Origin of the sequence: Pseudomonas sp. NPDC086566 (assembly GCF_050280885.1) — a bacterium.
In the GTDB taxonomy this organism is placed as follows: domain Bacteria; phylum Pseudomonadota; class Gammaproteobacteria; order Pseudomonadales; family Pseudomonadaceae; genus Aquipseudomonas; species Aquipseudomonas vlassakiae.
The window spans coordinates 37695-61801 of sequence record NZ_JBNNWD010000004.1; the positions used below are offsets into that span (position 1 = coordinate 37695).

The following is a 24107-nucleotide window of genomic DNA, read 5'->3' on the forward strand; positions in this document are numbered from 1 at the left end:
TTACCCGCGAACGGCCGTGCAGCGGCCGCCATCGCAATCGAGATTTCAACCTTGCCCCACGTCCCCCAACGCCGCTGGTACCTCCCAGTCACCTTGACCGCCGCCCTGGTCCTCCTGCCCCTGAGCGTCCTGCTGCTTTCCTGGCAGTCGGTCGACCTGCAGATCTGGTCGCACCTGCTCGACACCCAGATGGGACGTCTGCTGGGCAATACCGCGACCCTGTTGGTCGGCGTGGGTATCGGCGTCACCCTGCTCGGCGTCAGCCTGGCCTGGCTGACCAGCCTCTGCGAGTTCCCCGGCCGGCGCTGGCTCGACTGGGCGCTGATGCTGCCGTTCGCCATCCCGGCCTACGTGCTGGCTTTTGTCTTCGTCGGCCTGCTCGACTTCGCCGGCCCTGTGCAGAGCGCGTTGCGCGAGGTGTTCGGGCCGATGCGCCTGCCACGGGTGCGCTCCACCGGTGGAGTGATCTTCGTCCTGGTGCTGGTGTTCTACCCCTACGTCTACCTATTGGCGCGCTCGGCGTTCCTGGCCCAGGGCAAGGGTTTGATGGAGGCCGCACGGGTACTCGGCCTGTCGCCCGTGCAGGCCTTCTGGCGGGTGGCCTTGCCAATGGCGCGACCTGCCATCGGCGCGGGCATAGCCCTGGCGCTGATGGAGACGCTGGCCGATTTCGGTGCCGTGGCGGTGTTCAACTTCGATACCTTCACCACGGCCATCTACAAGACCTGGTACGGCTTCTTCAGCCTGTCCAGCGCGGCCCAGCTGGCCAGCCTGCTGCTGCTCGCGGTAATGCTGGTGCTGTACGGCGAGCGCCGCGCCCGTGGCGCAACCCGCAGCGGCAACGAACGCCCGCGCGGGCATGCGCTCTATCACTTGCGCGGGGCCAAGGCGCTGCTCGCCAGCGGCTGGTGCCTGCTGGTGTTCGCCTGCGCATTCGTCATTCCACTGCTGCAGTTGCTGGTATGGTGCTGGCAGCGCGGTCGGCATGACCTGGACGAGCGGTATGTCGGCCTGGTGCTGCACACGCTGTACCTGGGCGGCATGGCCGCTCTGATTACCGTTTGCGTGGCATTACTGCTGGCTTTCGCCCGCCGTCAGGCGCCGACGGCCGGCATTCGCGCTGGCGTTGGCCTGGCCAACCTGGGCTATGCCTTGCCTGGCTCGGTGCTGGCTGTCTCGATCATGCTGGCGTTCAGTTACCTGGACAATCAGCTGGTCATTCCGCTGTCCACCTGGTTGGGTGGTGCAGGCAAGCCGCTGCTGTTGGGCAGTCTGGCGGCCTTGCTGCTGGCGTACCTGGTGCGTTTCATCGCCGTGGCCCATGGCCCGTTGGAGAGCAGCCTGGAACGTATCCGCCCCTCCTTGCCAGAAGCCTCGCGCAGCCTCGGCGTCGGTGGCGTGGGGTTGTTTTTCAAGGTGTATCTGCCGCTGCTGGTGCCAGGGGTCTTGAGCGCCGCGTTGCTGGTATTCGTCGATGTGCTCAAGGAAATGCCCGCCACCTTGCTGATGCGCCCGTTCGGCTGGGACACCCTGGCAGTCAGGGTGTTCGAGATGACCAGCGAAGGCGAATGGGCACGTGCCTCGCTGCCGGCGCTGACGTTGGTGCTGGTAGGGCTGTTGCCGGTCATCGGGCTGATCCGCCGTTCGGCGCGTCGTCCGGGTCACAGTCACTAAGGATGCCAGCTTGCGCCCTTGCCGCTACAATGCGCGGCATTCGCGCGACGGGCCCTACAAGAAGAGCTGACGATCAAACGTCATCGACCGCCGCCGCTTCGCCACGCCCGGAAGGAGAAACCCATGGGACAGCGCACGCTTTTGTACGACTTGCACCTGGCGCTCGGCGCCAAGACGGTCGATTTCGGCGGCTGGGACATGCCGCTGCACTATGGCTCGCAGGTCGAGGAGCACCATCAGGTGCGCAGCGACTGCGGTGTCTTCGATGTTTCCCACATGACGGTCATCGATATCGCCGGTGAAGATGCCACGCCCTGGCTGCAGCGTTTGCTGGCCAACGACGTGGCCCGTCTCGACAGCACTGGCAAGGCCCTGTACAGCCCATTGCTCAACGAAGACGGCCGGGTCATCGACGATCTGATCGTTTACCGTACCCAGAGCGGTTACCGCCTGGTCACCAACGCGGCCACCCGGGCCAAGGTCACCGAGTGGTTGCAGCGGCAGAGCGCCGGTTTCAGCGTCTCGTTCAAAGTTCGCCCCGACCTCGCCATACTCGCCATCCAGGGGCCGAATGCCCGCGAGAAAGTCGCCGCGCTGCTGAGCCCTGCTCGTGCCGCGCTGATCCGTGAGCTGCGCCCGTTCGAAGGCGTTGCCGAAGGGGACTGGTTCATCGCCCGTACCGGCTACACCGGTGAAGACGGCCTGGAGATCATCCTGCCGGAGGACCAGGCCGTCGCCTTCTTCAACGACCTGGTCGGCGCCGGTATCGCGCCGAGCGGCTTGGGCGCGCGCGACACCTTGCGCCTGGAAGCCGGCATGAACCTGTACGGCCAGGACATCGACGAAAACCACACCCCATTGACCTCGAACCTCGGCTGGTCGATTGCCTGGGAGCCGGCAGAGCGCAATTTCGTCGGCCGTACCAGCCTGCTGGCGGAAATCGAGCGTGGCGTGCAGGAAAAACTGGTTGGCCTGGTGCTGGAAGAGCGCGGTGTTCTGCGGGCTCACCAGGTGGTTCGTGTAGCCGGGATTGGCGAAGGGGAGATCACCAGTGGTAGTTTCTCGCCTACGCTGAGCAAGTCCATCGCCCTGGCGCGGGTGCCCATGGCCACCGGTGACCGCGCCGAGGTCGAGATTCGCGGCAAATGGTACCCGGTGCGGGTGGTCAAACCGACCTTCGTGCGCCACGGCAAGATTTTGATCTGAACATTCAACGGCGGGCCGAACCGCTGACCCAAACGAGGAATTCAAGACATGAGCAATATCCCCGCCGATCTGCGTTTCGCCGAAAGCCACGAGTGGGCGCGCCTGGAAGCCGATGGTACCGTCACTGTCGGCATCAGCGACCACGCCCAGCAGGCGCTGGGTGACGTGGTGTTCGTCGAGCTGGCCGAAGTCGGCAAGGTGTTCGCTGCTGGCGACGCTGCTGGCGTGGTCGAATCGGTCAAGGCCGCTTCCGACATCTACGCCCCGGTTGCCGGCGAAGTGATTGCGGTCAACGAAGAGCTGGCCGACAGCCCGGAATCGCTCAACGAAGAACCTTATGCGTCGTGGATCTTCAAGCTCAAGCCAAGCAACCCGGCCGAGCTGGACAAGCTGCTGGATGCCGCTGGCTACAAAGCCGCTATCGGCGAGTAAACCGCGTCGTCTGCTTCGCGGCTGAAGCCGCTCCTACAGGTACAGCGTCGCCTCCGAGGTCTGTGATTCCCCTGTAGGAGCGGCTTTAGCCGCGAAGAGGGCGAGCCTGCTGAAACAAGTTTTCCCGCACCATCGCCGATCCCTTCCTAGACTTGTAAGTCTCCATGAGACCTGGCTAGGAAGAGAGCGTCGACATGTCCCAGTCGCCATCCCTGCATCAACTGCAAGAGCTCAACCCTTTCATGCGCCGCCATCTGGGGCCTGATGCCTCGGAGCAGCAGGCAATGCTCAGCACCCTTGGCCTCAACAGCCGCAGCGAGCTGATCGAGCAGACCGTGCCGCCAGGCATCCGCTTCAACCGCGCCCTCGACCTGCCGCCGGCCCTGGATGAACAGGCCGCGTTGGCCAAACTCGCAGGCTTCGCCGAGCAGAACCAGGTGTGGACCAGCCTCATCGGCATGGGTTACCACGGCACTGTCACGCCCACGGTCATCCTGCGCAATGTGCTGGAAAACCCCGGCTGGTACACCGCGTACACGCCCTATCAGCCCGAAATCGCTCAGGGCCGCCTGGAGGCGCTGCTCAACTTCCAGCAGATGGTCATCGACCTCACTGGCCTGGCGCTGGCTAACGCGTCATTGCTCGATGAGGCCACGGCAGCTGCCGAAGCCATGGCCCTGGCCAAGCGAGTGGCGCGCAACAAGAGCAACGCGTTCTTTGCCGATGAGCACTGCCATCCACAGACTTTGTCGGTACTGAAAACCCGCGCCGAAGGGTTTGGTTTCCAGTTGATCGTCGACGCTGTGGATAACCTCGCCAATCACCAGGTCTTCGGTGCCTTGCTGCAATATCCGGATACCCACGGCGAGGTGCGCGACCTGCGCCCGTTGATCGACCAGTTGCACAGCCAGCAGGCCTTGGCCTGCGTGGCTGCCGACCTGCTGAGCCTGGTGGTGCTGACTCCGCCCGGCGAGCTCGGTGCCGATGTGGTGCTGGGTTCGACCCAGCGCTTTGGCGTACCGATGGGCTACGGTGGCCCGCACGCGGCCTATTTCGCCTGCCGTGACGACTACAAGCGGGCGATGCCCGGGCGCATCATCGGCGTGTCCCGCGATGCCCGTGGCAACACTGCACTGCGTATGGCCCTGCAGACGCGCGAGCAGCATATCCGCCGCGAAAAGGCCAACTCCAACATCTGCACCGCTCAGGTGCTGCTGGCCAACATCGCCGGTTTCTATGCGGTGTATCACGGCCCGGAGGGCCTGCAGCGCATCGCCCAGCGGGTTCACCGGCTGACCTTCGTGCTGGCCGCAGGCCTTGAGGCCAAAGGCATCAAGCGCCTCAACCAGCACTTTTTCGACACCCTGACCCTTGATGTCGGTGGCGCCCAGGCAGCCATCATTGAAAGCGCCGAGGCCGCCCGCATCAACCTGCGCATCCTCGGGCGTGGCCACCTGGGCGTGAGCCTGGACGAAACCTGCAACGAAGCCACCGTGCTGCGGCTGCTCGACATTTTCCTGGGCGTCGATCACGGCCTGGACATCGCCGCGCTCGACCAGCAGGTGCTGCCCGAAGGCATCCCCGCTGCGCTGGTGCGACGCACGCCGTTCCTCAGCCACCCGGTGTTCAACCAGCATCACAGCGAAACCGAGATGCTGCGCTACCTCAAGCAGCTGGAAAACAAGGACCTGGCGCTGAACCAGTCGATGATCCCGCTCGGCTCCTGCACCATGAAGCTCAATGCCACCAGCGAGATGATTCCCATCACCTGGCCAGCCTTCGCCCAGCTTCACCCCTTTGCTCCCGCCACGCAGGCTATGGGCTACAAGGCGATGATCGATGAGCTGGAAAGCTGGTTGTGCGCGATTACCGGCTTCGACGCCATCTGCATGCAGCCCAACTCCGGGGCCCAAGGTGAATACGCCGGGCTGATGGCCATCACCCGTTATCACCGCAGCCGCCATGAGCCCCAGCGCACGCTGTGCCTGATCCCGTCATCGGCCCACGGCACCAACCCGGCCTCGGCGCAGATGGCGGGCATGGAGGTGGTGATCGTCGATTGCGACGATGCGGGCAACGTCGACCTCGAAGACCTCAAGGCCAAGGCCCATGCCGCCGGGGCCGGGCTGTCGTGCCTGATGATCACCTATCCCTCGACCCATGGTGTGTATGAAGAGGGCATCCGTGAAATCTGCGAAGTGGTTCACCAGCACGGTGGCCAGGTGTACATGGATGGCGCCAACCTCAACGCCCAGGTCGGTCTGGCGCGGCCGGCGGACATTGGCGCCGATGTTTCACACATGAACCTGCACAAGACGTTCTGCATCCCCCATGGCGGTGGTGGCCCAGGCATGGGGCCGATTGGCATTCGTGCTCATCTGAAGCCGTTCGTCGCCAGCCATCCGGTTGTCCCGGTGCCGGGGCTGGACCCGAACAACACCGCAGTCAGCGCCGCGCCCTGGGGCAGTGCGAGCATCCTGCCGATCAGCTGGATGTATATCGCCATGATGGGCCCGCAGCTTGCCGACGCCAGCGAGGTGGCGATCCTCTCGGCCAACTACCTGGCCAGCCAGCTCGGTGGCGCGTTCCCGGTGCTGTATCGAGGGCGCAATCAGCGCGTGGCCCATGAGTGCATCCTCGACCTGCGGCCGCTCAAGGCGCAGACCGGCATTACCGAGGAGGACGTTGCCAAACGCCTGATGGACTATGGCTTCCATGCCCCGACCATGTCATTCCCGGTGCCGGGAACCTTGATGGTTGAGCCCACGGAAAGCGAGTCGAAGGCCGAGCTGGACCGTTTTGTCGAAGCGATGTTGGCGATTCGGGCAGAGATTGCCGAGGTGCAGGAGGGCAACTGGCCGGCAGAAGACAATCCGCTCAAGCATGCGCCACACACGCTGGCCGATGTATTGGCACCCTGGACCCGGCCTTACAGCCTGGAGCAGGCGGTTGCGCCCAGTGCCCACGTGCGCTTGCACAAGTACTGGCCAGCGGTGAACCGGGTCGACAATGTGTATGGGGACAGGAATCTGTTCTGTGCTTGCGTGCCGGTGGAGGCTTACCGATAAGGCTTGGGATCGGTGCGGGATGCTTCGCGGGCGCGCCCGCTCCTACAGGTATTGCGCAAAGCTTGTGGGAGCGGGCGGCGCGGTTATTCGGCTACCGCGTTCTTGGCCAGGATGGCGTTGGCCAGATCCATGTCCGAGGTCTCAAGGCCTGGGTTTTCAGCGCGCACCTGCTGCAGCGCCTGCTCCAGGAACGGCCCGCGAATTGCGCCCTCGCTGGCGACGAAGCTGCCGGCGTCATCCTGCGCCGCGAGTACCAGCTTGTGATCGTGCGAAGTGATATAGCTCGACGCGGTGGTCGCGCCGGAGGTCATTACGTTACGCCAGAAGGTATCGGCCATGGCAGAGCCAACAGGCAGCGAAAGCAGGGCAGCCGCTGCAATGGCGGTTTTGACACGCATGATGAAACACCTCGAAGGGTGAGGGTTGGGGGATGGCCGCTTTGATCCCGTAAAACGGGCGCAAGTTCCTTGAATACAAGGGTTTTTTGCTCAAGAGCAGACCCTCATCACCTCCTCGGGACGGGTCAGTCCACGGGCCGCTTTCGCCTCCCCGCAGCTACGTAGATCCTGTAACCCGTCAGCTAGAGCCTGTCGCTGCAGTTCTGCCAGGTCGCTGCTGGCGCTTATCCGTGCACGCAGGCTTTCGCTCGGGGTCAGCAATTCGAACAAGCCTGTGCGGCCACGGTAGCCGGTCCCCCGACAGGCCTGGCAAGGATCACTCGATGGGAGGCCTTGGCACGTTTGGCACGACAAGCGCACCAGGCGTTGGGCCATGACCCCGCCCAAGGTCGCACGGATCAGGTAGTCGGCCACGCCAAGCTCCAGCAAGCGGGTAATGGCGCTACACGTGTCATTGGTGTGCAGGGTCGATAGCACCAGGTGCCCGGTGAGTGCAGCCTGAACTGCCACCAGTGCCGTCTCACGGTCGCGAATTTCGCCGATCATGATGATGTCTGGGTCCTGACGCAGCAGAGCGCGCACGCCATCGGCAAAACCCAGGCCTAGGGCAGGCTGTACCTGCAACTGGTTGAATGCAGGCTCCAGCCGTTCTATCGGGTCTTCGATGGTGCACAGATTGACCTGTGGCGTAGCCAGTTGCTTGAGGCTGGCGTAGAGCGTGCTGGTCTTGCCGGAGCCAGTAGGCCCGGTGACCAGCAGGATGCCTTGGCGGCGTTGCAGCAGCGTTTGCCACTGGGCCAATTGTTCGCCCTCCAGGCCCAACTGATCGAAGTCTTCCTGTAATTGCCGCGGGTCGAACAAGCGCAGCACCAGCTTTTCACCAAAAGGCGTGGGCAGTGTCGAGAGGCGCAGCTCCACCTCGCTACCGCCTGGCAGGCTGCTCTTCACCCGGCCATCCTGCGGCCGGCGCTTTTCCGCAACATCCATGCGGCCCAGGTGTTTCAGGCGGCTGACCACCGCGAGCGTGACGTTGGCCGGAAAGGTGTAGACCGTGTGCAGCAGGCCGTCGATGCGGTAGCGCAGGTGGCCTTGTTGGCGACGCGGCTCCAGATGGATATCGCTGGCGCGTTGTTCGATGGCGTGCTGCAGCAGCCAGTCGACGATATGCACGATGTGTGCGTCGTCTGCGGTGGCCTCCGCCTGACGTTTGCCGAGTTCAAGCAAGTGTTCCAGCTCGCCCAGGCTGGCGGCTTGCTGGTGCTGCGCACCTTGTACCGAGTGGGCCAGGCGAAAAAGCGACTGGCCCAGTTGGCGGATCTGCTGCGGGCTGGCCAGTACGCGGCGGATGGGCTTGCCCAGACTGCGCGCCAGATCGGCCTGCCACAGCTGTTGACAGGGTTCGGCGCTGGCCACGGTGATGGCGTTGGCGTCGTTGGCCACGATCAGGATGCCGTGGCGTTGCGCGAAGGCGGGTGAGATCAGGCCATTGACCTGGGCCAGGTCGAGTTGCATGGGGTCGATGTGCAGGTAAGGTTGGCCGACCTTTCGCGCCAACCATTGGCAGAGGGTGTCCAGATTCAGCCATCGGCCGGGCTGACTGCGGTCTTCCAGGCCCACGGCCGCGATGGTTTCAAGCGGGTGATGAGCACTGTAGCGAGACGCCTGTTCTCGAACCTGGCAGCAATCGTTGGCATTCAGGTGCTGGTCGGCTTGCAACGCGTCCAACAGGCTTTTGAGGTCGAGGGGTTGCTCGTTGGGGAGGAACATAGCGGCGTCCGTGCCTTCGGGGAAGTCCTGGGGCAAGGCTAGCCGGGCCCGGCTGGGTGAGGCGCGGGAAAGGTTTTCAGGATTTTGCGCCGCCGGAGGTCAGATCACCGCCAGCTCCAGGCGCGCCAGGTTTTCAAGGCTCACGTCCCCGACACACACCAGGTTGCGCAGTTTTTGCGCAATCACCTCCGCCCGATGCCAGCTCAACCCGCCGATGCCGACCTCGATGTCGAGCCAGTCGTCCTGCTGGCTGACCTGCACGCTGTGCGGCGTGAGGAACTGCAAGGCAAACAGGTTGAGCACCCGGCACAGGGTATCTGGCTCGGCTTCGGCCTGCAGGCGATAGCGCACGGTGCTGTGGCTGGCGTTGGCGGCCCAGGCATCGCTGCGGGGCAGGGGGCGTTCGAGTACGTTCATGCTGGGTCTCCGCGAATGTGGGAGAAATTCTTGCACGTCGAAGCCGGTATTTTTTCGCTATGATTCCATCGATTTGCGCATGTTGCAGATAGATCAATTCGAACAAGTGTATTTTGGGGAATTATTCATGCAAGGTGAACTGGATGCCTACGACCGGCGTATTCTCGAGCTCCTGCAAGAGGACGCGTCGCTGTCCAGCGCGCAGATCGCCGAGCGTGTGGGGCTGTCGCAATCGCCCTGCTGGCGCAGGATTCAGCGCTTGAAAGAGGAAGGGGTGATTCGCGGGCAAGTGACCCTGCTGGATCGCAAGAAGGTCGGTTTGAACACGCAGATCTTTGCCGAGGTGAAACTCAACGCCCACGGCCGCTCCAACTTCACTGAATTCACCGAGGCGATTCGCGGCTTTCCGGAAGTGCTGGAGTGCTATGTACTGATGGGGGCGGTGGATTTTTTGCTGCGCATCGTCACCTCGGATATCGAGGCTTATGAGCGCTTCTTCTTCGAAAAATTATCGAACGTGCCGGGGATTCAGGAAGTGAACTCGATTGTGGCGCTGTCGGAAATCAAATCTACTACCAGTTTGCCGCTATCGAGATAAAGGCATTCGCGGGTGAACCCGCTCCCACAGGGATTGCACGAAGCCTGAAGGCTGCGCAGGGCCTGTAGGAGCGGATTTATCCGCGAAGCGGTATCAGGCCTTGAGCAGGTGCTTCCAGCCCCGGCTCTGATCCACGGCCCGAGCCTGCTCGATCCGCGCTTCCAGCACTTCATCGCTGATCGGCAGTTCCGCCAGTTCGTGCAGCTTTTTCAGGTCGCCATACAGGCGGTCCATCTGCGGTGCTTCGAGCACCTGGCGGGCATGGTGCAGCCAGGCCAGCAGCTGTTCGATACGCGGCAGCTGCTCGGCCAGGTCTTCCGGGCGCTGGGTGTACAACGGCAGCTTCAGCGAGCGGCCTTCATCGCCCAGCAGGTGTGCCAGCCAGCTGGCCAGCTGCGCCTTGCCCTGGCGCTCGCCACGGCCCTTGCGCTCCACGGTCCAGGCCCGGGCCAGCAGCCAGCGCGAGGTCTCCAGGGAGAACTGGCCCCAACGTACGTCTTCGAGTTCTTCGATGAACTGCTCGGGCGCCGCACGGCGGATGTCTTCGTCGTCATTGCCGGCCTGCACCAGTGGGCGCCAGTCTTCCAGCAGCGCATCGAGGCTGGCGCGCAGTTCGCGGGTGGTGGCGCGTGGAGCGGCCTGGCCCAGGCTGGCGACCAGTGCGCGCAGTTCGGCCAGGCACTGCACCCAGTCCTGCAGCAGGCGCCAGTGGCCATTGTGGCGGTACTGCTCGGCCAGGCGCTGGCTGCTGCCCAGCAGTTGCCAGGCGAGTGCGGTGAAGGCATCGTCCACGGCCATTTCGGGGTTCAGCTCGGTCGCCGGCAGGCCCAGCTCGTAGCTGTCGGGCTCGAGCAGGCGGTAGCCGCGTTCGGCCTTGCTGATGTCGCACGGCATCAATGGCAGGCTCGCGGCCAACTCGGCGGCCAGCTCCAGCAGCGCTTCAGGGGCACCTTCGCGCAGCTCCAGCTCCACTTCGCAGATTTCTTCCTTGCGTTTGCCAGCGATCACGAAGCCCTGGTCCAGCGCCGCCTCGATCACCACCTTGCTCTTGCCACGGCCCCAGCTGATTTCAGCGTATTCGCGGGTGAAGTCGGTGGTGAACAGCGGCTTGATGGTTTTTTTGTCCAGCTCGGCCAGCTGCTCCGGCCAGCAGGTGGCGTCGAGTTTTTTCAGGTCCAGCTTGACCTTTTCCAGGTGCCACTCGTATTCGTTGCGTTCGGACAGCCCGGCAACGCTCTGGCCGCGGCACTTCAGGGTCTGGATGACCTCCTCGCCGTCGCGGCGCAGGCGCAGGGCGACACGGGCGGCGGAGAGGTCGCGCTCGGGGGTGTCGAAGTACTGGTTAAGCAGCTCGCGGGTCTGCCATCCGGACTTGTTGCGCTTTTTCAGCAAGGGGTGTTCGCGCAGGGCGGCCAGGGTATCGCGGCTGGCGCGGAGCTTGAGTTCGGTTTCTTTGTGCATCACAGGCTCGAAGGAGGGCGTCGTTGCCGGGCAGTCTACAGGAGTCGGCCGCCAACGGTTTATTCCAGACGGCGGATAGCCCTATGATGGGCAACGCTTCCGAGGAGTATGCGCATGCCGTTGCCGACGCTGAAAGACCAGTTTGCCGCCTTGATCGCCGCGCCCTCGGTCAGTTGTACCCAAGCCGCCCTGGACCAGTCCAACCGCCAGGTCATCGAGCTGTTGGCCGGTTGGCTGGGCGATCTGGGCTTCAGTTGTGACATGCGGCAAGTCAGCCCTGGCAAGTTCAATCTGCTGGCTAGCCGCGGTAGCGGCCCTGGCGGCCTGGTGCTGGCCGGTCACAGTGACACGGTGCCCTACGATGAACAGCTGTGGTCCAGCGACCCGCTCAAGCTCACTGAGGTTGATGGCCGCTGGGTGGGCCTGGGTAGCTGCGACATGAAAGGCTTTTTCGCCTTGGTCATCGAGGCGGTGATCCCGCTGTTGGAGCACGACTTCAAGCAGCCGCTGCTGATTCTCGCCACCTGTGATGAAGAAAGCTCCATGTCCGGCGCTCGCGCTCTGGCTGCTGCTGGCCAGCCGCTCGGTCGCGCGGCGGTGATCGGCGAGCCCACGGGCTTGCGGCCGATCCGCATGCACAAGGGCATCCTCATGGATCGCATCGATATCCTTGGGCGCAGCGGCCATTCGTCCGACCCGAGCCTGGGCCATAGCGCGATGGAGGCCATGCATGAGGTGATGGGTGAGTTGATGGGGCTGCGCCGGCAGTGGCAGGCGACCTTCAGCAACCCGCAGTTCACCGTACCCACGCCAACCCTGAACTTCGGCTGCATCCATGGCGGTGACAACCCCAACCGCATTTGCGGCCAGTGCGCCCTGGAGTTCGACCTGCGCCCCCTGCCAGGCATGGATGTCGAACAGCTGCGTGCCGCCATCCGTGGCAAGCTGCAACCGGTGGCCGAGCGCCATGAAGTGCGTATCGACTACGCGCCGCTGTTCCCCGAGGTGCCACCGTTCGAGCAGGCCGCCGATGCCGAACTGGTACAAGTGGCCGAGCGCCTCACGGGGCACCGCGCCGAAGCGGTAGCATTCGGTACCGAAGCGCCTTATCTTCAGCAGCTTGGTTGCCAGACCATCGTACTGGGCCCTGGCGACATTGCCTGCGCCCACCAGCCTGGCGAATACCTTGAAATGTCACGAATCGAGCCTACCGTGCGTCTATTGCGTGACCTGATCCGGCATTATTGCCTGAGCTAAACGTCCACCCTGTTGATTCGTTCTTGCCTAGAGGAGACCGCGCGTGACCGCAAGCCTGTTCCGACGATGATCCTGAACGCCGTGTCATTCACCGTTCTCCGTCCACTTTATCCACAGGCCCTGTCATGCCCGAATACGTCAACTGGCTGCGTCATGCTTCCCCCTACATCAATGCCCATCGCGATTGCACGTTCGTGGTCATGCTTCCCGGCGATGGGGTTGAACACCCGAATTTCGGCAACATCGTCCACGACCTGGTGCTGCTGCACAGCCTGGGTGTGCGCCTGGTGCTGGTGCATGGTTCGCGCCCGCAGATCGAAAGCCGCCTCGCGGATCGCGGCCTCACCCCGCATTACCACCGGGGCATGCGCATTACCGATGCCGCCACCCTGGACTGCGTGATCGACGCTGTCGGCGCCCTTCGCCTGGCCATCGAGGCGCGCCTGTCGATGGACATCGCTGCCTCGCCGATGCAAGGCTCTCGGCTGCGCGTCGCCTCCGGCAACCTGGTCACGGCACGGCCGATTGGTGTGCTGGAAGGGGTGGACTACCACCATACCGGCGAAGTGCGCCGGGTCGACCGCAAGGGCATCAGCCGCCTGCTCGACGAGCGCTCCATCGTGCTGCTGTCGCCACTGGGTTATTCGCCGACCGGGGAAATTTTCAACCTGGCCTGCGAAGACGTCGCCACTCGTGCAGCCATCGAGCTAGGCGCCGACAAGCTGCTTCTGTTCGGCGCTGAGCCTGGCCTGCTGGACGAAAACGGCAAGCTGGTGCGTGAACTGCGCCCACAGCAGATCGCCCCGCACCTGGCGCGCCTGGGCAGCGATTACCAGGGCGAGCTGCTGGATGCCGCCGCCGAGGCCTGCAAAGGCGGCGTGGCGCGTAGCCATATCGTCAGTTATGCCGAGGATGGCGCGCTGCTGACCGAGCTGTTCACCCGCGAAGGGGGCGGTACGCTGGTGTCGCAGGAGCAGTTCGAAGTGGTGCGCGAAGCGACCATCGACGATGTCGGTGGCTTGCTGGAGTTGATCAGCCCGCTGGAAGAGCAGGGTATTCTGGTGCGTCGTTCACGTGAGGTGCTGGAGCGTGAGATCGAGCAATTCAGTGTGGTCGAGCGCGAGGGCATGATCATCGCCTGTGCGGCGCTGTATCCAATTGCCGACTCCCAGGCGGGTGAGCTGGCGTGCCTGGCGGTGAACCCGGAGTACCGCCATGGCGGGCGCGGGGACGAGCTGCTCGAACGCATCGAGGGGCGGGCGAAGCAGATGGGGTTGAATACCTTGTTCGTGCTTACCACGCGCACGGCGCACTGGTTCCGTGAACGCGGGTTTGCGCCTAGCAGTGTCGAGCGCCTGCCGGCGGCAAGGGCTTCGCTGTACAACTACCAGCGCAATTCGAAGATTTTCGAGAAATCCCTGTAAGCCTGTACTGCCTCTTCGCGGGTAAACCCGCGAAGCAGGCGACGCGGTCCGGAATGAAAAACGCCGCCCCACGGGGCGGCGTTTTTTGTTTACACGGTATGCAGATACCAGTTGTACTCGAGGTCGGAGATCGAGTGCTCGAACTCCTCCAGCTCGCTCTCCTTGCACGCGACGAAGATGTCGATGTACTTCGGATCGATGTACTTGTTCAGGATCTCGCTGTCGTCCAGCTCGCGCAGGGCATCGCGCAGGTTGTTCGGCAGGCTTTGCTCCAACTGCTCGTAAGAGTTGCCTTCGATGGGCGCGCCTGGCTCGATCTTGTTGGTCAGGCCATGGTGCACGCCTGCCAGCACCGCAGCCATCATCAGGTACGGGTTGGCGTCGGCGCCGGCCACGCGGTGCTCGATACGTACGGCATCTGCAGAGCCGGTCGGCACGCGCAGGGCCACGGTGCGGTTGTCCAGGCCCCAGCTCGGTGCGTTCGGCACGTAGAACTGTGCACCGAAACGGCGGTACGAGTTGACGTTCGGGCAGAGGAAAGCCATGGAAGCGGGCAGGGTCTCGAGCACACCGCCGACAGCGTGACGTAGCGCGGCGTTCTGCTCGGGATCCTCGCTGGTGAAGATGTTGTTGCCATCTTTGTCCAGCACGGAAATGTGCACATGCAGGCCGTTGCCAGCCTGGCCCGGGTAGGGCTTGGCCATGAAAGTGGTGTCCATTTCATGGTCGTAGGCGATGTTCTTGATCAACCGCTTGAGCAGCACCGCGTAGTCACAGGCCTTGAGCGGGTCGGCAACGTGGTGCAGGTTGACTTCGAACTGCGCCGGGGCGCTTTCCTTGACGATGGCGTCAGCCGGAATGCCTTGCTCCTTCGCGCCTTCAAGGATGTCCTGCAGGCAGTCGGCATATTCGTCGAGGTCGTCGATCAGGTACACCTGGGTCGACTGTGGGCGCTTGCCCGAAATTGGCGAGCGTGGCGGCTGCGGGCGGCCGTTCACGTTCTCCTGGTCGATCAGGTAGAACTCCAGCTCGAACGCGGCGCAGATGGTCAGGCCCATATCGGTGAATTTGCTCACCACCTGACGCAGCACTTCGCGCGGGTCGGCGAAGAACGGCTCGCCTTCCAGTTCGTGCATGGTCATCAGCAGCTGCGCGGTCGGGCGCTTTTGCCACGGCTCATTACAGAGTGTGTCGGGGATTGGATAGCAGATGCGGTCAGCATCGCCGATGTCCAGGCCCAGCCCGGTGCTTTCGACGGTGGAACCGTTGATGTCCAGGGCGAAAAGGGAGGCCGGCAGATTGATGCCTTTCTCGTAAACCTTGTGGAGGCTGGTGCGCTCAATGCGCTTGCCACGCACCACACCATTCATATCTGCAATCAGAAGGTCAACGTAGAGAACCTCAGGATGTTCCTTAAGGAACGCGTTCGCTTCGTTAAGCTGAACGGCACGCGGGGGTACCGACATGATGCAACACCTTTGTTGTTAAAAATATCAATCAAGGGGGGCTTGCAGGACCAGTCAATCGAAAAGACAAACTGATGTCAAGCCAACCCCATGATGCCTCGAAATGGCACATCGACGGCAGATTTGCTGCATATCGGGGCGTGCCATTATCCGCTATTTCCCACGCAAAGGGCTATCTCCGACCGGCCGTGTTTTATTTTTTACGGAGGTGTTGTGTAAAAAAATTAACAAGGCTAAGCTCGGACTCAACCCAGAACACAATAATACGAGGGTCACATGGTCCGCTTGTCGCGACCTGAATGCGCTGCCTGCGCAGTGCAGTCGGGTATCCCTGCCGTTCCCGCACGCATCAGTCGAGCTGTGGCCCGCATGGCCGCAATAATTGACGCTTTGCGTACCCGGACCACACCTCGTAACGCTTTTTCGTTGCTCTTCTCGTCTATCTGCCCTTTGAAACCGCTGCGGACACGCTCATTTTCAGTGTATCCACAGTGCGCCTGCGCGTGGGTTTTTGCTTTAGCCATCTACTCCATCCAGAATCAGGGCGCGGACCACCTTACCTCCTGAGGTATTTATGAGTAACAACCTCGACCAGCTCACCGATTGGTTGAAAGAGCACAAGATCACCGAAGTCGAATGCCTGATCAGCGACCTGACCGGCATCACCCGCGGCAAGATCTCGCCGACCAACAAATTCATCGCCGAAAAAGGCATGCGCCTGCCCGAGAGCGTGCTGCTGCAGACCGTGACCGGCGATTATGTCGACGATGACATCTATTACGACCTGCTCGACCCGGCCGACATCGACATGATCTGCCGCCCCGACCAGGACGCCGTGTTCCTGGTGCCGTGGGCCATCGAGCCGACCGCCCAGGTGATCCACGATACCTACGACAAGAAAGGCAACCCGGTCGAACTGTCGCCGCGCAACGTCCTGAAGAAAGTGCTCAAGCTGTACGCCGACAAGGGCTGGCAGCCTATCGTCGCGCCGGAGATGGAGTTCTACCTGACCAAGCGCAGCGAAGATCCGGACTTCCCGCTGCAGCCGCCGGTTGGCCGCTCGGGCCGCCCGGAAACCGGTCGCCAGTCGTTCTCGATCGAAGCCGCCAACGAATTCGACCCGCTTTTCGAAGACGTCTACGACTGGTGCGAACTGCAGCGCCTGGACCTCGACACGCTGATCCACGAAGACGGCACGGCGCAGATGGAAATCAACTTCCGTCACGGCGATGCCCTGCACCTGGCCGACCAGATCCTGGTGTTCAAGCGCACCATGCGTGAGGCCGCGCTCAAGCACAACGTGGCCGCCACCTTCATGGCCAAGCCGATGACCGGCGAGCCGGGCAGCGCCATGCACCTGCACCAGAGCGTGGTTGACGTGATCACTGGCAAGAACATCTTCAGCAATGAAGACGGCAGCATGAGCGAACTGTTCCTGCACCACATCGGTGGCCTGCAGAAGTTCATCCCCGAAGCACTGCCGCTGTTCGCCCCCAACGTCAACTCGTTCCGCCGCTTCCTGCCTGACACGTCGGCACCGGTCAACGTCGAGTGGGGTGAGGAAAACCGCACCGTCGGCCTGCGCGTACCGGATGCCGGCCCGCAAAACCGCCGCGTCGAGAACCGCCTCCCAGGCGCCGATGCCAACCCTTACCTGGCCATCGCCGCCAGCCTGCTGTGCGGCTATATCGGCATGGTCGAGGGCATCCAGGCCAGCGCGCCGGTCCAGGGCCGTGGCTACGAGCGCCGCAACCTGCGCCTGCCGCTGACCATCGAGGACGCCCTCGAGCGCATGGAAAACAGCCGTGCGCTGGTGCAGTACCTGGGCAAGAAGTTCATCACCGGCTACGTCGCCACCAAACGCGCCGAGCACGAGAACTTCAAGCGCGTCATCAGCTCCTGGGAGCGTGAGTTCCTGCTGTTCGCTGTCTGATCAACCCTGAGGCCGCGGGTGCGGCCGCCGGAAAATGGAGAGGCACATGAGCGTCAACAACCCGCAAACCCGTGAATGGCAAACCCTGAGCGGCGAGCACCACCTTGCACCTTTCTCTGACTACAAACAGCTGAAGGCGAAGGGGCCGCGCATCATCACCAAGGCGCAGGGTGTGCATTTGTGGGACAGCGAGGGGCACAAGATCCTCGACGGCATGGCCGGCCTGTGGTGCGTGGCGGTCGGCTATGGCCGTGAAGAACTGGTGCAAGCGGCGGAAAAACAGATGCGCGAGCTGCCCTATTACAACTTGTTCTTCCAGACCGCTCACCCGCCAGCGCTGGAGCTGGCAAAGGCGATCACCGACGTGGCGCCCGAAGGCATGACCCATGTGTTCTTCACCGGCTCCGGCTCCGAAGGCAACGACACCGTGCTGCGCATGGTTCGCCATTACTGGGCGCTGAAGGGCAAGCCGCACAAGCAGACCATCATCGGCCGCATCAACGGTTACCACGGCTCCACCTTCGCGGGAGCGTGCCTGGGCGGCATGAGCGGCATGCACGAGCAGGGCGGCCTGCCGATCCCGGGCATCGTGCATATCCCTCAGCCGTACTGGTTCGGCGAAGGCGGTGACATGAACCCGGACGAGTTCGGCGTCTGGGCCGCCGAACAGCTTGAGAAAAAGATTCTTGAAGTCGGCGAAGACAACGTCGCCGCCTTCATCGCCGAGCCGATCCAGGGCGCCGGTGGGGTGATCATTCCGCCGGAAACCTACTGGCCGAAGGTCAAGGAGATCCTCGCCAAGTACGACATCCTGTTCGTCGCCGACGAAGTGATCTGTGGCTTCGGCCGCACCGGCGAGTGGTTCGGCTCCGACTACTACGATCTCAAGCCCGATCTGATGACCATCGCCAAGGGTCTCACGTCCGGTTACATCCCCATGGGCGGTGTGATCGTACGTGACAAGGTGGCCAAGGTGATCAGCGAAGGTGGCGACTTCAACCACGGCTTCACCTATTCCGGCCACCCGGTGGCGGCCGCAGTGGGCCTGGAAAACCTGCGCATCCTGCGCGACGAGCAGATCATCGAGAAGGCGCGCACGGAAGTGGCACCCTACTTGCAAAAGCGTCTGCGCGAGCTGCAGGACCATCCGCTGGTAGGCGAGGTGCGCGGCCTGGGCCTGCTCGGTGCGATCGAGCTGGTCAAGGACAAGGCCACCCGCAGCCGTTACGAAGGCAAGGGCGTGGGCATGGTGTGCCGCAACTTCTGCTTTGAAAACGGCCTGATCATGCGCGCGGTGGGCGACACCATGATCATCGCGCCACCGTTGGTGATCAGCCGCGAGGAAGTCGACGAGCTCGTGGAAAAGGCGCGCAAGTGCCTCGACCTGACCCTCGAAGCGATCCGTTGAGCGTTTGCTAGGCTAGCGATGTGACATTAAGTGGTTACAAGGGGCTGCTTTCCTTGAAACAGCGCCTTGTAACTTGCCAGACTAGCGACTGTTTCAGTCGCTGCGACGCGTGTAGCGCGGGGCCTGGCTGCTGAACGGATGGCTAATCAAAAAAATCTGGAGCATGACGCATGAAGAAAATGGGCAAGACGTTGCTGGCCGCCGCCCTGATGGGTGCCATGGCCACTGCTGCACAGGCTGAGGACAAGGTACTTAACGTCTACAACTGGTCGGACTACATCGCTCCGGACACCATCGCCAAGTTCGAGAAGCAGACCGGTATCAAGGTCAAGTACGACGTCTTCGACAGCAACGAGACCCTTGAAGCCAAGCTGCTGGCCGGCAAGTCGGGCTACGACATCGTCGTGCCGTCCAACAACTTCCTGGCCAAGCAGATCAAGGCTGGCGTCTACGAGGAACTGGACCGCTCCAAGCTGACCAACTGGAAGAACCTCGACCAGGACCTGCTCAAGGCCGTTGGCGATGCCAGCGACCAGGGCAACAAGCACGCCTTCCCGTACATGTGGGGCTCGATCGGCATCGGCTACAACCCGGAGAAGGTCAAGGCCGCGCTGGGCGTGGACAAGATCGACTCGTGGGACGTGGTGTTCAAGCCTGAGAACATCGCCAAGCTCAAGAGCTGCGGCGTGAGTTTCCTGGATGCCCCGACCGAGATGATCCCGGCGGCGCTGCACTACCTGGGCAAGCCGACCAACAGCACCAGCAAGGAAGACCTGAAGGCCGCCGAAGAGCTGTTCCTGAAGATCCGTCCTTCGATCACCTACTTCCACTCGTCCAAGTACATTGGCGACATGGCCAACGGCAACATCTGCGTGGCCGTTGGCTATTCGGGTGACCTGGAGCAGTCCAAGGCCCGTGCCCACGAGGCCGGCGACAAGGTCAAGGTGGACTACGTGATTCCGAAAGAAGGTGCCGGCACCTTCTATGACATGGTCGCCATCCCGAAAGATGCCGAACATAAAGATGCCGCCTACCAGTTCATGAACTTCCTGCTGCAGCCGGAAGTCATGGCCGAAATCACCAACGCTGTGCGCTTCCCGAATGGCAACGCCGCTGCCACCCAGTTCGTGGACAAGGAAATCACCAGCGACCCGAGCATCTATCCGCCAGCTGACGTGAAGAAACAGCTGTACGCCATCGCTGCCCCGGATGCCAAGGTCCAGCGTGACATCACCCGTAGCTGGACCAAGATCAAATCGGGCAAATAACCCCCGATGCGTGACCTCTGGGCCGGGGTTTTCCGGCCCAGAGCCAGTGAATGGCAATTGATGATTGCGGCAACGAAGCTGCGCAGGTAAGTTGCGCGCCGGTTTTGTGTGCGCGCAGCGCTTGTACCCATAAGCACGCCGTCACCGAGGCACTGATTGTGAGGACCACCCACTTGTCTATTTCTGTACTTCGCAAGGCCTTGATGGCTGGAGCGGGCCTGACGCTGGCATGCAGCGTCCAAGCGGCGCCTACGGTGCACTTCTACAACTGGTCGGACTATATCGGCCCCAACACCCTTGCGGACTTCGAGAAAGCAACCGGCATCAAGCCCGTGCAGGATGTTTTCGATTCCAACGAAACCCTGGAAGGCAAACTGCTGGCCGGCAACACCGGCTATGACGTGGTAGTGCCGTCCAACCATTTCCTCGGCAAGCAGATCAAGGCGGGCGCGTTCCAGAAGCTCGACAAGCACCTGCTGCCCAACTATTCCAACCTGGACCCGGCGCTGATGAAGCGCCTTGAAAAGAACGACCCCGGCAACCAGTACGCCGTGCCTTACCTGTGGGGCACCAACGGCATCGGTTACAACGTCGACAAGGTCAAGGCCACGCTGGGCGTGGACAAGATCGACTCCTGGGCCGTGTTGTTCGAACCCGAGAACATGAAGAAGCTCTCCAAGTGCGGCGTGGCCTTCCTCGACTCGGCGGACGAAATGCTCCCGGCGGTGCTCAACTATATGGGGCTCAACCCCAACAGCACCGACCCCAAGGATTACGCCAAGGCCGAACAGAAGCTGCTGGCCGTGCGCCCATACGTGACCTACTTCCACTCGTCCAAGTACATCACCGACCTGGCCAACGGCGACATCTGCGTCGCGGCAGGTTTCTCGGGTGATGTGTTCCAGGCCAAGGCCCGCGCTGAAGAAGCGAAGAAGGGCGTGAACCTGGCCTACGCCATTCCCAAGGAAGGCGGCAACCTCTGGTTCGACGTGCTGGCGATCCCCAAGGACGCCAGGAACGTCAAGGAGGCCCATGCCTTCATCAACTATTTGCTGAAACCTGAGGTTATCGCCCAGGTCAGTGATTACGTCGGTTATGCCAACCCGAACCCCAAGGCTGGCGACCTGATGGACCAGGCCGTGAGGACTGACGCTGCGGTTTACCCACCGCAGGAAGTGCTGGACAAGATGTTCGTGAACTCAGAGTTGCCACCCAAGGTGCAGCGTCTGATGACCCGCAGCTGGACCAAGGTCAAGTCGGGCAAGTAATCATCCAGACCCGCAGCGGTACCTGGAGCACAGGCCGCGCGGGCACAAAAATCTTGTTGGGAGTTTCACTCATGGCAGTTGCCTCCGGTGCCTATAAAAAAGCCCTCGAGGGTGGCCAGCAACCCAAGCAGGTGCTGGTCAAGATCGACCGGGTTACAAAAAAGTTCGACGAAACGGTCGCCGTGGACGATGTGTCCCTGGAAATCCGCAAAGGCGAGATCTTCGCCCTGCTGGGTGGCTCCGGTTCCGGCAAGTCGACCTTGCTGCGTATGCTGGCCGGCTTCGAGCGCCCGACTGAAGGGCGGATCTTCCTCGACGGCGTCGACATCACCGATATGCCGCCGTACGAGCGGCCGATCAACATGATGTTCCAGTCCTATGCCCTGTTCCCGCACATGACCGTGGCGCAGAACATCGCCTTCGGCCTGCAGCAGGACAAGATGCCCAAGGCTGAGATCGACGCCCGCGTGGCCGAGATGCTCAAGCTGGTGCACATGACCCAGTACGCCAAGCGCAAGCCACACCAGCTCTCCGGCGGCCAACGCCAGCGGGTGGCCCTGGCCCGTTCCCTGGCCAAGCGCCCCAAACTGCTGCTGCTCGACGAGCCGATGGGTGCGCTGGACAAGAAGCTGCGTTCGCAGATGCAGCTGGAACTGGTGGAAATCATCGAGCGCGTAGGGGTGACCTGCGTGATGGTGACCCACGACCAGGAAGAGGCCATGACCATGGCCCAGCGTATCGCCATCATGCATCTGGGCTGGATCGCCCAGATCGGCTCGCCGGTGGATATCTACGAGACCCCGACCAGCCGCCTGGTGTGTGAATTCATCGGTAACGTCAACCTGTTCGAGGGTGAAGTGGTCGACGACGCCGAAGGCCACGCGATCATTGCCAGCCCGGAACTGGAGCGCAAGATCTACGTCGGCCACGGCATCACCACGTCGGTCGAAGACAAGCACATCACCTACGCCCTGCGCCCGGAAAAGCTGCTGGTAACCACCAGCCAGCCGGACTTCGAGCACAACTGGTCGCGCGGCAAGGTTCACGACATCGCCTACCTGGGCGGCCACTCGGTGTTCTACGTCGAGCTGCCTAGCGGCAAGGTCGTCCAGTCGTTCGTCGCCAACACCGAGCGCCAGGGCGCCCGCCCGACGTGGGGCGATGAAGTGTACGTGTGGTGGGAAGACGACAGCGGCGTGGTACTGCGGTCATGAAACCTCGCAAGCTCAAGCGAGCCTTCCAGCGCCTTATCCCGGAGGGGCGGCACCTGGTGATCGGCGTGCCGTTCATCTGGCTGTTCCTGTTCTTCATGCTGCCGTTCTTCATCGTGTTGAAGATCAGCTTCGCCGAAGCCGACGTGGCGATCCCGCCGTATACCGAGATCTACACCTACGTCGAAGACAAGATCCAGTTGGTGCTCAACCTGGCCAACTACGGCCTGTTGACCGAGGATGAGCTGTACATCTCGGCCTATCTGGGCTCGTTGAAGATGGCCTTCTTCAGCACCCTGCTGTGCTTGCTGATCGGCTACCCGATGGCCTACGCCATCGCCAACGCCAAGAAGGAGACCCAGACGGTCCTGCTGCTGCTGATCATGATGCCGACCTGGACCGCGATCCTGATCCGCGTCTATGCCTGGATGGGCATACTCAGCAACAACGGGCTGCTCAACGGCTTCCTGCTGTGGACCGGCTTGATCGATCAGCCGTTGCAGATCCTCAACACCAACCTGGCGGTGTACATCGGCGTGGTCTATTCGTACCTGCCGTTCATGATCCTGCCGCTGTTCGCCAACCTGGTGAAGCACGACCCGAGCCTGCTCGAAGCGGCTTCGGACCTGGGGTCGAGCACCTTCAACAGCTTCTGGAAGATCACCGTGCCGCTGTCGAAGAACGGCATCATTGCCGGCTGCATGCTGGTGTTCATCCCGGTGGTGGGCGAGTTCGTCATTCCTGAACTGCTTGGCGGCCCGGAAACCTTGATGATCGGTAAAGTGCTGTGGCAGGAGTTCTTCAACAACCGTGACTGGCCGGTGGCATCCGCCCTGGCGGTGGTGATGCTGGCGATCCTGATCGTGCCGATCCTGCTGTTCAACCGCAGCCAGGCCAAAGAAATGGAGGGCAGAGCATGAAGCGCTTCAGTTTTTCCAAGCTGATGCTGGTGCTCGGCTTGCTGTTCATCTACCTGCCGATGCTGATCCTGGTGATCTACTCGTTCAACGCCTCCAAGCTGGTGACGGTCTGGGGCGGCTGGTCGGTTAAGTGGTACGTCGGCTTGCTCGATAACACCCAGCTGATGGGTTCGGTGATGCGCTCGCTGGAAATCGCCTGCTACACTGCGGTGGCTGCGGTGGCGCTGGGTACCCTGGCGGCCTTCGTGCTGACCCGGGTCACCCGCTTCAAGGGCCGCACGCTGTTCGGCGGCCTGGTCACTGCACCGTTGGTGATGCCTGAGGTGATCACCGGTCTGTCGCTGTTGCTGCTGTTCGTGGCCATGGCGCAGATGATCGGCTGGCCGCAGGAGCGTGGCATCGTCACCATCTGGATCGCGCATACCACGTTCTGTGCGGCGTATGTGGCGGTGGTGGTGTCGGCACGCCTGCGCGAGCTGGACCTGTCGATCGAAGAGGCGGCGATGGACCTGGGTGCCAAGCCGTGGAAGGTGTTCTTCCTGATCACCATCCCGATGATCGCGCCATCGCTGGCGGCGGGCGGCATGATGTCGTTCGCCCTGTCGCTGGACGACCTGGTGTTGGCCAGCTTCGTGTCCGGCCCAGGTTCGACCACCTTGCCGATGGAGGTGTTCTCGGCGGTGCGTCTGGGCGTGAAGCCTGAGATCAACGCCGTGGCCAGCCTGATCCTGCTGTCGGTGTCGCTGGTGACGTTCTTCGTCTGGTACTTCAGCCGCCAGGCCGAAGAGCGTCGACGCAAAGCGATCCAGCAGGCGATCGAAGAGGGTGCGGCGGCCAACGCCTCGCAGCCGCAGGTCAAGCGCCCGGCGCAGGTGGCCGCTTCGGCCTGACCCGGCCCTTTCGCGGGTAAACCCGCTCCCACAGGGATACC

Annotated in this window: 20 protein-coding genes; 14 read left to right on the plus strand and 6 right to left on the minus strand. The window is 62.5% G+C overall.

Annotated features, from left to right (window positions below):
* Positions 1-51 precede the first annotated feature (51 nt).
* The 4 genes from ACQKPS_RS10145 to gcvP all read left to right on the plus strand — a co-directional run bounded on the left by ACQKPS_RS10145 (position 52) and on the right by gcvP (position 6380).
* The gene (locus ACQKPS_RS10145; protein WP_427603874.1) at positions 52-1674 is read left to right on the plus strand and encodes an ABC transporter permease; all 1623 of its coding nucleotides are present in this window, start codon (positions 52-54) and stop codon (positions 1672-1674) included.
* A 123-nt stretch (positions 1675-1797) separates the two neighbouring features.
* Complete coding sequence (gene gcvT, locus ACQKPS_RS10150; protein WP_427603876.1) at positions 1798-2880, plus strand: glycine cleavage system aminomethyltransferase GcvT; 1083 nt, start codon at positions 1798-1800, stop codon at positions 2878-2880.
* 48 nt (positions 2881-2928) lie between these two features.
* A complete protein-coding gene (gene gcvH, locus ACQKPS_RS10155) occupies positions 2929-3312 on the plus strand; it encodes a glycine cleavage system protein GcvH (RefSeq protein ID WP_254482558.1) in 384 nt (127 codons plus the stop codon).
* 194 nt (positions 3313-3506) lie between these two features.
* On the plus strand, positions 3507-6380 hold the full coding sequence (gcvP, locus tag ACQKPS_RS10160) for an aminomethyl-transferring glycine dehydrogenase (RefSeq protein WP_427603878.1): 2874 nt from the start codon (positions 3507-3509) through the stop codon (positions 6378-6380).
* 83 nt (positions 6381-6463) lie between these two features.
* Here the strand turns inward: gcvP and ACQKPS_RS10165 are convergent, their stop codons facing one another.
* The 3 genes from ACQKPS_RS10165 to ACQKPS_RS10175 all read right to left on the minus strand — a co-directional run bounded on the left by ACQKPS_RS10165 (position 6464) and on the right by ACQKPS_RS10175 (position 8962).
* Entirely contained in the window at positions 6464-6778 is a 315-nt protein-coding gene (locus ACQKPS_RS10165; protein ID WP_427603880.1) for a DUF2388 domain-containing protein, read from the minus strand.
* A gap of 90 nt (positions 6779-6868) precedes the next feature.
* Entirely contained in the window at positions 6869-8545 is a 1677-nt protein-coding gene (locus tag ACQKPS_RS10170; protein ID WP_283724645.1) for a GspE/PulE family protein, read from the minus strand.
* 99 nt (positions 8546-8644) lie between these two features.
* Complete coding sequence (locus tag ACQKPS_RS10175) at positions 8645-8962, minus strand: hypothetical protein (RefSeq protein ID WP_427603881.1); 318 nt, start codon at positions 8960-8962, stop codon at positions 8645-8647.
* Positions 8963-9089: 127 nt separating this feature from the next.
* Between ACQKPS_RS10175 and ACQKPS_RS10180 the strand changes: the two genes are divergently transcribed.
* Positions 9090-9560, plus strand: a complete 471-nt coding sequence (locus ACQKPS_RS10180; protein WP_079230134.1) for an Lrp/AsnC family transcriptional regulator — start codon at positions 9090-9092, stop codon at positions 9558-9560.
* A 93-nt stretch (positions 9561-9653) separates the two neighbouring features.
* On the opposite strand, the gene ACQKPS_RS10185 is transcribed toward ACQKPS_RS10180, so the two are convergent.
* Positions 9654-11021 (minus strand): CYTH domain-containing protein, encoded by a 1368-nt coding sequence (locus ACQKPS_RS10185; protein WP_254482564.1) that lies wholly within the window; start codon positions 11019-11021, stop codon positions 9654-9656.
* A 114-nt stretch (positions 11022-11135) separates the two neighbouring features.
* Here ACQKPS_RS10185 and argE point away from each other — a divergent pair, with 114 nt between their 5' ends.
* Positions 11136-12278 carry an acetylornithine deacetylase gene (gene argE, locus ACQKPS_RS10190; RefSeq protein ID WP_427603884.1) on the plus strand — a complete coding sequence of 381 codons (1143 nt, stop codon included), beginning with the start codon at positions 11136-11138 and terminating at the stop codon, positions 12276-12278.
* Positions 12279-12403: 125 nt separating this feature from the next.
* Positions 12404-13702: an amino-acid N-acetyltransferase gene (gene argA / locus ACQKPS_RS10195; RefSeq protein WP_254482566.1), complete on the plus strand. Its 1299-nt coding sequence runs from the start codon at positions 12404-12406 to the stop codon at positions 13700-13702.
* An 89-nt stretch (positions 13703-13791) separates the two neighbouring features.
* On the opposite strand, the gene ACQKPS_RS10200 is transcribed toward argA, so the two are convergent.
* Together ACQKPS_RS10200 and ACQKPS_RS10205 are read right to left on the minus strand one after the other, a co-directional pair.
* Positions 13792-15168 (minus strand): glutamine synthetase family protein, encoded by a 1377-nt coding sequence (locus ACQKPS_RS10200; protein WP_014592784.1) that lies wholly within the window; start codon positions 15166-15168, stop codon positions 13792-13794.
* Between the two features lie 272 nt (positions 15169-15440).
* A complete protein-coding gene (locus ACQKPS_RS10205; protein ID WP_254482567.1) occupies positions 15441-15692 on the minus strand; it encodes a hypothetical protein in 252 nt (83 codons plus the stop codon).
* Positions 15693-15742: 50 nt separating this feature from the next.
* Between ACQKPS_RS10205 and ACQKPS_RS10210 the strand changes: the two genes are divergently transcribed.
* The 7 genes from ACQKPS_RS10210 to ACQKPS_RS10240 all read left to right on the plus strand — a co-directional run bounded on the left by ACQKPS_RS10210 (position 15743) and on the right by ACQKPS_RS10240 (position 24066).
* On the plus strand, positions 15743-17101 hold the full coding sequence (locus ACQKPS_RS10210) for a glutamine synthetase family protein (protein ID WP_427603886.1): 1359 nt from the start codon (positions 15743-15745) through the stop codon (positions 17099-17101).
* 46 nt (positions 17102-17147) lie between these two features.
* Positions 17148-18509, plus strand: coding sequence for an aspartate aminotransferase family protein (locus ACQKPS_RS10215; RefSeq protein ID WP_283724649.1), 1362 nt, complete (start codon positions 17148-17150; stop codon positions 18507-18509).
* Positions 18510-18679: 170 nt separating this feature from the next.
* Positions 18680-19777, plus strand: coding sequence for a polyamine ABC transporter substrate-binding protein (locus ACQKPS_RS10220; RefSeq protein WP_254482570.1), 1098 nt, complete (start codon positions 18680-18682; stop codon positions 19775-19777).
* A 173-nt stretch (positions 19778-19950) separates the two neighbouring features.
* On the plus strand, positions 19951-21045 hold the full coding sequence (locus ACQKPS_RS10225) for a polyamine ABC transporter substrate-binding protein (RefSeq protein WP_254482571.1): 1095 nt from the start codon (positions 19951-19953) through the stop codon (positions 21043-21045).
* A 71-nt stretch (positions 21046-21116) separates the two neighbouring features.
* Positions 21117-22259, plus strand: coding sequence for an ABC transporter ATP-binding protein (locus ACQKPS_RS10230; RefSeq protein WP_254482572.1), 1143 nt, complete (start codon positions 21117-21119; stop codon positions 22257-22259).
* 35 nt (positions 22260-22294) lie between these two features.
* Positions 22295-23176 (plus strand): ABC transporter permease subunit, encoded by an 882-nt coding sequence (locus ACQKPS_RS10235; protein ID WP_176507617.1) that lies wholly within the window; start codon positions 22295-22297, stop codon positions 23174-23176.
* A complete protein-coding gene (locus ACQKPS_RS10240) occupies positions 23173-24066 on the plus strand; it encodes an ABC transporter permease subunit (protein WP_003258560.1) in 894 nt (297 codons plus the stop codon). The genes ACQKPS_RS10235 and ACQKPS_RS10240 overlap by 4 nt, the downstream gene beginning before the upstream one ends.
* The last annotated feature ends 41 nt before the right edge of the window (positions 24067-24107 follow it).